Origin of the sequence: Kitasatospora sp. NPDC059088, assembly GCF_042738155.1 — a bacterium.
Classification (GTDB): Bacteria; Actinomycetota; Actinomycetes; order Streptomycetales; family Streptomycetaceae; genus Kitasatospora.
In genome coordinates this window covers 11,410-15,640 of sequence record NZ_JBHYGR010000172.1, presented here as the reverse complement: position 1 = coordinate 15,640, position 4,231 = coordinate 11,410, and the positions used below count along the sequence as shown (strand labels likewise).

Here is a 4,231-nt window from a genome sequence, read left to right as displayed (position 1 = left end):
CCGGGGGGGGGGGCCCGGTGCCCGCCGGCCCGCCCCCCGCCGTGGGGCCCCCCCCCCCCTCCCCGGGCCCCCCGCCCGGCTGCCCCCCCGGGCCCGTGGCCGTTGTCGTCGGGTGGTAGGGAGTACGGACCGTGATCGCAGCTTTTTCGGTGACCCCGCTGGGGATCGGCGAGGACGTGGGGGAGGCGGTGGCCGCGGCCGTGCGGGTGGTGCGGGCGAGCGGGCTGCCGAACCGGACGGACGCGATGTTCACCAGCATCGAGGGGGAGTGGGACGAGGTCATGCCGGTGATCAGGGCGGCGATCGAGGCGGTGAAGGCGTACGGCGACCGGGTGAGCACGGTCATCAAGATCGACGACCGGGCCGGGGTCACCGACGGCCTCACCGCCAAGGTCGCCACGGTCGAGCGGTACCTCGCGGAGGGCTGAGGCTCAGCCGGTCGAGGTGGGTTGGGGGCTGGGCTCGGCGGCCGGCCGGCGGGCGGCGAGCAGCCGGTCGAGGGAGTACGGGCCGGAGCCGAGCACCGCGATGGCCAGGAAGGCCCAGCAGAACATCACCGAGGCCTCACCGCCGTTCTGCAGCGGCAGCAGGGCGTGCTCCTGGTGGACGGTGAAGTAGGCGTAGGCCATCGAGCCGGAGCAGAGCAGCGCGGCCGTCCTGGTGCCGCTGCCGAGCAACACCAGGACGCCGCCGATGAGTTGGATGAGTGCGGCCCACCAGCCGGGCCACTGGCCGGCCGGGATGCTGCCGCCGCCCTTGGTGCCGCCGAGGACGCCGAACAGCGCGGCGGCGCCGTGGCAGGCGAAGAGCAGGCCGACGACGATCCGGAAGGCCGTCAGGACGAGCGGTCGCGCGGCCTCGACGGCCTGCCGGGGGTTCGGGGGGATGTGTGCGGGCATGCCGGAACGCCTCCTGCGGGTGTGGGGGAGAAGGAGGGACGGGGCGGTAAGGGTAGGCTTGGTCTAGTCCACTTGGCAATGCTCCGTCAGATAACGGTCTGGACCACTCCTCGCTCTTTCTTGACCGAGCGGTCTCGAAAGGGCTACTGTTCCGGTCATGGCACGGACCAAGGAATTCGACCCGGACGCGGCGCTCCAGGCAGCTCTCGAACTGTTCTGGCGGCGCGGCTACGAGGCCACCTCGATGGCCGACCTGGTCGAAGGGCTGGGCATCGCCCGGGCCAGCATCTACGCGACCTTCGGCAGCAAGCACGAGCTCTACCTGCGTGCGCTGGAGCGCTACAACGAACAGCACGACCCCGGCCTGCTGGCCGAGCTGTCCCAGCCCGGCCCGGTGCTGCCGGCCGTCCGCGCCCTGGTGCGCCGATACGCGGGAATGGGGGGCGAGGACCGCAGGCGCGGCTGCTTCATCACCAACACGGCCGTCGAACTCGCCCCGCACGACGAGGCGGCGGCCCGCCGGGTGAAGGTCAGCTACGACCACTTGGAGACGGCGCTGACCGCCGCCCTGCTGCGCGCCGGGGCCCAGGGCGAACTGCCCGCCGGGCGGGAGCCGCGGGCGCTGGCCCGGATGCTGGTGGTGCTGCTGCAGGGGATCCGGGTGGTGGGCAAGACCGCCGAGGGCGGGCCCCGGGTGCGCGACGCCGCCGAGCAGGCGCTGGCGCTGCTGGACTGAGCGCCGGTCCGGACCGGAGGCCCACGGGGGTGTCTCCGGCTCGGTCGGCCCGGCGTCCTGCGCCGTCCTCCATCGTCTTCCGTCGGCTTCCACCGGCTTTTGCTGCCTTTATTTTGGACCGAACGTTCTTAAAAATTTGGTGTGGGGGGAATCCATGAGTGTCACCACGACGGCGCGGGGGAGCTTCGCGCTGCTCGGTGTCGTCCAGGCGGTGCTGATCTTCACGATCATGATCCTCACCGTTCCGCTGCCCCTGGTCGCCCGGGAGCTCGGGCTCGGCCCGTCCGACGTCCTGCTGCTCAGCGCCGCGTACGGCCTCTCCTTCGCCGCCCTGCTGCTGCTCGGCGGGCGACTGACGGACCGTCACGGCGGCCGTCCGGTGCTCCGCTGGGGCCTGGCGCTGCTCGCCGCCGCTTCGGTCGCCTGCGCCCTCGCGCCGGACTACCCCGTCCTGCTGGCGAGCCGCTTCGTCCAGGGCGCGGGCGCGGCCCTCGCCGCCCCGGCGGCGGTCGCCGTGGTCCGCCGGCTGCACCCCGAACCCGCCGCCTACCGGCGGGCGATGGCCACCTGGGGCGGACTCTCGGTGCTCGGTGCGACGGCCGGCAGCGTGGTGTCGGGCCCGGTCAGCGCCGTGGTCTCCTGGCGCTGGCTGTTCGCGGTGCCCGTCGCGGTCGCACTGGTCGGCCTGCTCCGCTCCGGCACCCTGCCCGAGCCCGTACCCGCCGCCGTCCCGGCATCCGGCCCCGACCCCGACCGTGGACCCGCCCCCGCGAGCCGCCGCCCGGCACTGGACCTGCGCGGCGCGTTCCTCGCCACCACCGGCGTCTGCGCGGCGAGTTACGCCCTGGTGGCGTCCACCGAGCACGGCTGGAGCAGCCCCGGCGTGCTCGCACCGTTCGCCGGCGGCGTGCTCCTGCTGCTCGCCTTCGCCGCCGCCGAACGCCGCACCGCCGACCCGCTGCTGCCGCCCGGCTTCCTCACCGACCGCCGCCGGGCCACCGCCCTGGTCGCCGTGATGGCGACCTCCGCGGGCACCGCCCTGGCCTTCGTGCTGCTCTCGCTCTACCTCCAGCAACTGCGCGGCTGGAGCGCGGCCGACACCTCCGCCGCGTTCGTGCCGTACGCGGTCGCCCTGCTGCTGTCCGGGCGGCTGGCCGGGCCGCTGACCGCCCGGTACGGTCCGGTGCCGGTCACCGCCGCGGGCCTCGCCCTGGAGGCGGCCGGACTCGCCCTGCTGGCCGGGCTCGACCCCGCCAGTGGCTACCCCGCCGGGTTGCTGCCCGGACTGCTCCTGCTGCCCGCCGGCGCCGCCGCGTCCTTCGCCGGGGCGGCCGTGCTCGCCACCGGCGGGGTGGCGCCCGAACGCACCGGCCTGGCGGCGGGCGTCCTCAACACCGCCATGGAGCTCGGCCCCACCGCCGGGCTGGCCGCCCTGATGGCCCTCGCCGCCACCCGCCCGACCGTCGTCGGCGGCTACGCGGCGGCCTTCGCCGCGGCCGCCGCCGGGCTGGCCCTGACCGCCGTCGCGGTCGCGGTCCTGCCCCGGGCCGGTGCCACCGGTGTCACCGGGGCCACCGGCGAGGTCACCACCGAGACCATCGCCGAGACCACCATCACGACCACCACCAAGAGCACCACCAAGAGCACCACCAAGACCACAACCAAGAGCACCACCCACACACCTGAATGCACCACTCGGACCAAGGAGTTCAGCTCATGAGCACGCGTTTCGCCGACAAGTCCGTCCTCATCACCGGCGGCGGCAGCGGCATCGGGCGGGGGATCGCGCTCGCCTTCGCCGGGGAGGGCGCCCGGGTCGCGGTCGCCGGGCGCAGCCTCGGCCCGCTGGCCGAGACCGTCGAGCTGATCGAGCGGGCCGGCGGCAAGGCCGTCGCGCTGACCGGCGACGTGACGAACGGCGAGGACGCCGCCCGGCTGGTCCGGGAGGTCGTCGAGCAGTTCGGCGGACTGGACGTCGCCGTCAACAACGCCGGGGTGTTCGGCGCGGCCGGTCCGGTCGCCGACATCGACGAGGACCAGTTCCGCTGGGTCTTCGAGGTCAACGTGACCGGCACCCTGCTGGCGATGAAGCACCAGATCGGCCACATGCGGGCCCACGGCGGCGGGGCCATCGTCAACGTCTCGTCCAACCTGGGCGTCCACAAGCGGGCCGAGGGCGCGGGCGCCTACAACGCCAGCAAGGCCGCCGTCACCGCGCTCACCCGCTCCGCCGCCCGTGACCACATCGGCGAGGGCGTGCGGATCAACACCGTCAGCCCGGGCCCGGTGGACACCCCGATGTCGACCCGCCCCGGCGAGAGCGACACCGCCAAGAGCGAGCGGATGAAGGCCGAGGTCCCGGTCGGCCGGGCCGGCGCGGTCGCCGAGATCGCCGCCGCCGTGCTGTACCTGGCCTCGGACGAGGCGGGCTACACCGTCGGTGCCGACCTGGTGCTGGACGGCGGCGTCACCGCCTGAGCCCGCCCGTGACGGCTCCGACGACCCCCTCGCCCAGGGGGCGTCGGGGCCGGTCGGGGGTGCAGGAGCGGCTGTTGCGCGCCCGACCCGCCGCTAACAGTCGCGACCCCGTTATACC

The 4,231-nt window shown here is 74.6% G+C and carries 5 protein-coding genes; 4 read left to right on the top strand and 1 reads right to left on the bottom strand.

Annotation, left to right across the window (positions count from 1 at the left end; genetic code table 11):
- Positions 1-131: 131 nt before the first annotated feature.
- The gene (locus tag ACFWXO_RS40950) at positions 132-428 is read left to right on the top strand and encodes an MTH1187 family thiamine-binding protein (protein ID WP_380531236.1); all 297 of its coding nucleotides are present in this window, start codon (positions 132-134) and stop codon (positions 426-428) included.
- Positions 429-431: 3 nt separating this feature from the next.
- Here ACFWXO_RS40950 and ACFWXO_RS40945 read toward each other — a convergent pair whose 3' ends face one another.
- Positions 432-899, bottom strand: a complete 468-nt coding sequence (locus ACFWXO_RS40945) for a DoxX family protein (protein ID WP_380531233.1) — start codon at positions 897-899, stop codon at positions 432-434.
- A 157-nt stretch (positions 900-1,056) separates the two neighbouring features.
- On the opposite strand from ACFWXO_RS40945, the gene ACFWXO_RS40940 reads away from it, so the two are divergent.
- The 3 genes from ACFWXO_RS40940 to ACFWXO_RS40930 all read left to right on the top strand — a co-directional run bounded on the left by ACFWXO_RS40940 (position 1,057) and on the right by ACFWXO_RS40930 (position 4,113).
- Positions 1,057-1,635: a TetR/AcrR family transcriptional regulator gene (locus ACFWXO_RS40940; RefSeq protein WP_380531231.1), complete on the top strand. Its 579-nt coding sequence runs from the start codon at positions 1,057-1,059 to the stop codon at positions 1,633-1,635.
- A gap of 154 nt (positions 1,636-1,789) precedes the next feature.
- Positions 1,790-3,355: an MFS transporter gene (locus ACFWXO_RS40935; protein WP_380531228.1), complete on the top strand. Its 1,566-nt coding sequence runs from the start codon at positions 1,790-1,792 to the stop codon at positions 3,353-3,355.
- Positions 3,352-4,113: an SDR family NAD(P)-dependent oxidoreductase gene (locus ACFWXO_RS40930; protein ID WP_380531225.1), complete on the top strand. Its 762-nt coding sequence runs from the start codon at positions 3,352-3,354 to the stop codon at positions 4,111-4,113. The genes ACFWXO_RS40935 and ACFWXO_RS40930 overlap by 4 nt, the downstream gene beginning before the upstream one ends.
- Positions 4,114-4,231 lie beyond the last annotated feature (118 nt).

Bases quoted from the DNA above. Each gene is read 5' to 3' on its own strand.
- ACFWXO_RS40945 (WP_380531233.1), bottom strand. From the start codon at position 899: ATGCCCGCACACATCCCCCCGAACCCCCGGCAGGCCGTCGAGGCCGCG.
- ACFWXO_RS40940 (WP_380531231.1), top strand. From the start codon at position 1,057: ATGGCACGGACCAAGGAATTCGACCCGGACGCGGCGCTCCAGGCAGCT.
- ACFWXO_RS40935 (WP_380531228.1), top strand. From the start codon at position 1,790: ATGAGTGTCACCACGACGGCGCGGGGGAGCTTCGCGCTGCTCGGTGTC.
- ACFWXO_RS40930 (WP_380531225.1), top strand. From the start codon at position 3,352: ATGAGCACGCGTTTCGCCGACAAGTCCGTCCTCATCACCGGCGGCGGC.